This is a genomic window from Amaricoccus sp., from assembly GCF_036846665.1.
Taxonomy (GTDB): domain Bacteria; phylum Pseudomonadota; class Alphaproteobacteria; order Rhodobacterales; family Rhodobacteraceae; genus Amaricoccus.
This window is the reverse complement of record NZ_DAIUBO010000351.1, coordinates 1-2,804: the sequence shown is the minus strand read 5'-3', so window position 1 is coordinate 2,804 and position 2,804 is coordinate 1. Positions and strand designations below refer to the sequence as shown.

At 73.1% G+C, this 2,804-nt stretch carries 3 protein-coding genes; 2 read left to right on the top strand and 1 reads right to left on the bottom strand.

Annotation, left to right across the window (positions count from 1 at the left end; all coding sequences use genetic code 11):
• Nucleotides 1-686 (top strand): precorrin-4 C(11)-methyltransferase (gene cobM / locus V7050_RS20075; RefSeq protein WP_324411141.1); only part of this gene is annotated, 686 nt, incomplete at its 5' end.
• On the opposite strand, the gene V7050_RS20070 is transcribed toward cobM, so the two are convergent.
• The gene (locus tag V7050_RS20070) at nt 687-1,319 is read right to left on the bottom strand and encodes a DNA-3-methyladenine glycosylase family protein (RefSeq protein WP_324369825.1); all 633 of its coding nucleotides are present in this window, start codon (nt 1,317-1,319) and stop codon (nt 687-689) included.
• An 88-nt stretch (nt 1,320-1,407) separates the two neighbouring features.
• Here V7050_RS20070 and V7050_RS20065 point away from each other — a divergent pair, with 88 nt between their 5' ends.
• Entirely contained in the window at nt 1,408-2,634 is a 1,227-nt protein-coding gene (locus V7050_RS20065; protein WP_324369823.1) for an MFS transporter, read from the top strand.
• Nucleotides 2,635-2,804: the final 170 nt, after the last annotated feature.

Sequence of the window (2,804 nt, the reverse complement as noted above, 5' to 3'; positions counted from 1 at the left end):
GCCCGGTCTGCCTCTACGCCGGCTCGCTGGTGCCCGCGGCGATCGTCGCCTGCGCGCCCGCCGGCGCACGGGTGCGCGATACCGCGCCCCTGACGCTCGACGAGATCGTCGACGAGATCGCCGCGGCGCATGCGGCCGGTCAGGACGTGGCCCGCGTGCATTCCGGCGACCCCTCGCTCTACGGCGCCATCGCCGAGCAGATCCGGCGCCTGGCGGAGCTCGGCATTCCCTATGCCATCGTGCCCGGCGTCCCGGCCTTCGCCGCGGCGGCCGCGGCCCTCGGGCAGGAGCTGACCATCCCCGAGGTCTCGCAGACGGTGATCCTGACCCGCACCGCGATGAAATCCTCCGCGATGCCGGAAGGCGAGGATCTCGAAACCCTGGGCCGCAGCGGCGCGACGCTCGCCATCCATCTCTCGGTGCGCAACCTGCTCGAGGTGGAGCGGCGCCTCTCGCCCCTCTACGGCGCCGATTGCCCGGTGGTGGTCGCCTATCGCGTGGGCTGGCCCGACCAGCTGATCCTGCGCGGCACGCTTTCGGACATCCGCGACAGGGTGCGCGCCGCGAAGATCACCCGCACCGCGCTGATCTTCGTGGGACGCGCCCTCGCCCCCGCGCATTTCCCCGACAGCGCGCTCTACGACGCGGCCCATGTCCACGTCCTGCGCCCCAGGCGCCGCGCCTAGCTAGCGAACCCCCTCGCGCCGGTTGACGACGCGGTAATAGGACCAGAGCAGCCGCGCCGCCACCGCGCGCCAGGGCGACCAGTCGAGCGCCATCTCGCGCAGCGCCTTCTCGCTCGGGCGGGCGTCGAGCTCGAAGAGCCGATGCGCGGCGTCGCGCAAAGCCAGGTCGCCCGGGGCGAAGACATCCGCCCGGCCCAGCGAGAACATCGCGTAGATCTCCGCCGTCCAGACGCCCACGCCCTTGATGCGGGTCAGCTCCGCGACGAGTTCGGCATCGGGCATCGCGCGCAGGGCCTCGAAATCGATCCCGCTCTCGGCGATGGCGCGGGCATAGGCGATCTTCTGGCGCGACAGGCCGCAGCCGCGCAGCGCCTCGTCGCTGGCGGCGGCGAGTGCCGCGGGCGCGTGATGCGCGCCGAGCGCCTCCACCCGCCCCCAGATCGCCGTCGCCGCGGCGGTGGAGACCTGCTGGCTGACGATGGCCGAGAGCAGCGTCGCGAAACCGTCCGGGCGGCGGCGCAGCGGCAGCGGCCCGGTGAGGACGAGCGCCTCGGCGAAGCGCGGCTCGGCGCCGGCCAGCCATGCGGCCCCCTCCGCCACGTCCTCCGCCGTCTCGATGATGCGCCCGACCATGGCAGCGCCTCTAGCACGGCGCGCGGCGCCGCGAACAGTCCCCGAAACGCCGCTTGGAACCGCCCGGCGGGCCGGATAGAAGCGCGCCATGTCCGTCGCCGCGCCCCACATCGACCCCGACATCCGCGCGCGGCGCAACCTGCGCGTGCTGGTGGCGGCGCAGGTGATCCTCGGCAGCCAGATGCCGGTCTCCTTCATCCTCGGCGGGCTGGCGGGGCAGATGCTCTCGCCGATCGGATGCCTCGCGACCCTGCCGATCTCGCTGATCGTCTTCGGCTCGATGCTCTCCGCCCCGATCCTGTCGAACCTGATGCAGAAGCGCGGCCGCACCGCCGGCTTCCTGGTCGGGGCGGCGGGCGGCGCGCTCGGCGGCGCGCTCTGCGCCTGGGCGCTGATCGTCGGCTCCTTCGCGCTCTTCCTCGCCGGCTCGGCGCTCTCGGGCCTCTACATGTCGGCCCAGGGCTTCTACCGCTTCGCCGCCACCGACGGCGCCAGCGAGGGCTACCGGCCCAAGGCGATCTCCTGGGTCATGGCCGCCGGCCTCGCCTCGGCGATCGTGGGGCCGCAGATGGTGAAGCTCACCGCCGACGCCCTGGCGCCGATCCCCTTCGCCGGCGCCTATCTCGCGGTGGTGGCGCTCAACCTCCTCGGCGCCGGCGTCTTCTGGTTCCTCGACAGCCCGCGCCCCGCGCCGCCGGCCGCCGACGGGCCGCGGGCGCGCAGCCACTGGGATCTGATGCGCGACCCCCGCATCGGCGTGGCGATGCTCTGCGGCATGGTCTCCTATGCGCTGATGAACCTGGTGATGACCTCGACGCCGCTGGCCATCGTCGGCTGCGGATACGGCACCGCGGATGCGGCCAATGTGGTGAGCGCGCATGTGCTGGCCATGTTCGCGCCCTCCTTCTTCACCGGCAACCTGATCGCGCGCTTCGGCGCCGAGCGGATCATCGCGACCGGGCTGGTGATCCTCGCCTGCGCGGGCCTGGTCGGGCTGGCCGGGGTGGAGCTCACGAACTTCTTCGTCGCCCTGGTCCTGCTCGGGCTCGGCTGGAACTTCGGCTTCATCGGCGCCACGGCGATGCTGACCGGCGCCCATCGGCCCGAGGAGCGCGGAAGGGTGCAGGGCATGAACGATTTCGCGGTCTTCGGGCTGGTCGGGCTCGCCTCGCTCGCCTCGGGCGGGCTGATGAACTGCATCGGCGGCGACGCGGTGGCCGGCTGGAAGGCGGTCAATCTCGCGATGATCCCGATGCTCGCGCTGGCGGGCAGCGCGCTGATCTGGCTCGTGCTCAGCCGCCGCCGCACAGTCTGAAGCACGCCCCCCGGACTGCGCGCCAAACGCAGCCACCGCGAGACGGACGGGCCGATGGTCGGCAGGGTGATCGCGTCTGGAGCCCATCCGTTCCCGGTACGACCGCCCCGCCATGAGACGAGGGCAGCGCCCGGCCCGGGCGGGAGCGAAGCGCCCGCGTCGTGCCGGAG

Bases quoted from the DNA above. Each gene is read 5' to 3' on its own strand.
- V7050_RS20070 (WP_324369825.1), bottom strand. From the start codon at position 1,319: ATGGTCGGGCGCATCATCGAGACGGCGGAGGACGTGGCGGAGGGGGCC.
- V7050_RS20065 (WP_324369823.1), top strand. From the start codon at position 1,408: ATGTCCGTCGCCGCGCCCCACATCGACCCCGACATCCGCGCGCGGCGC.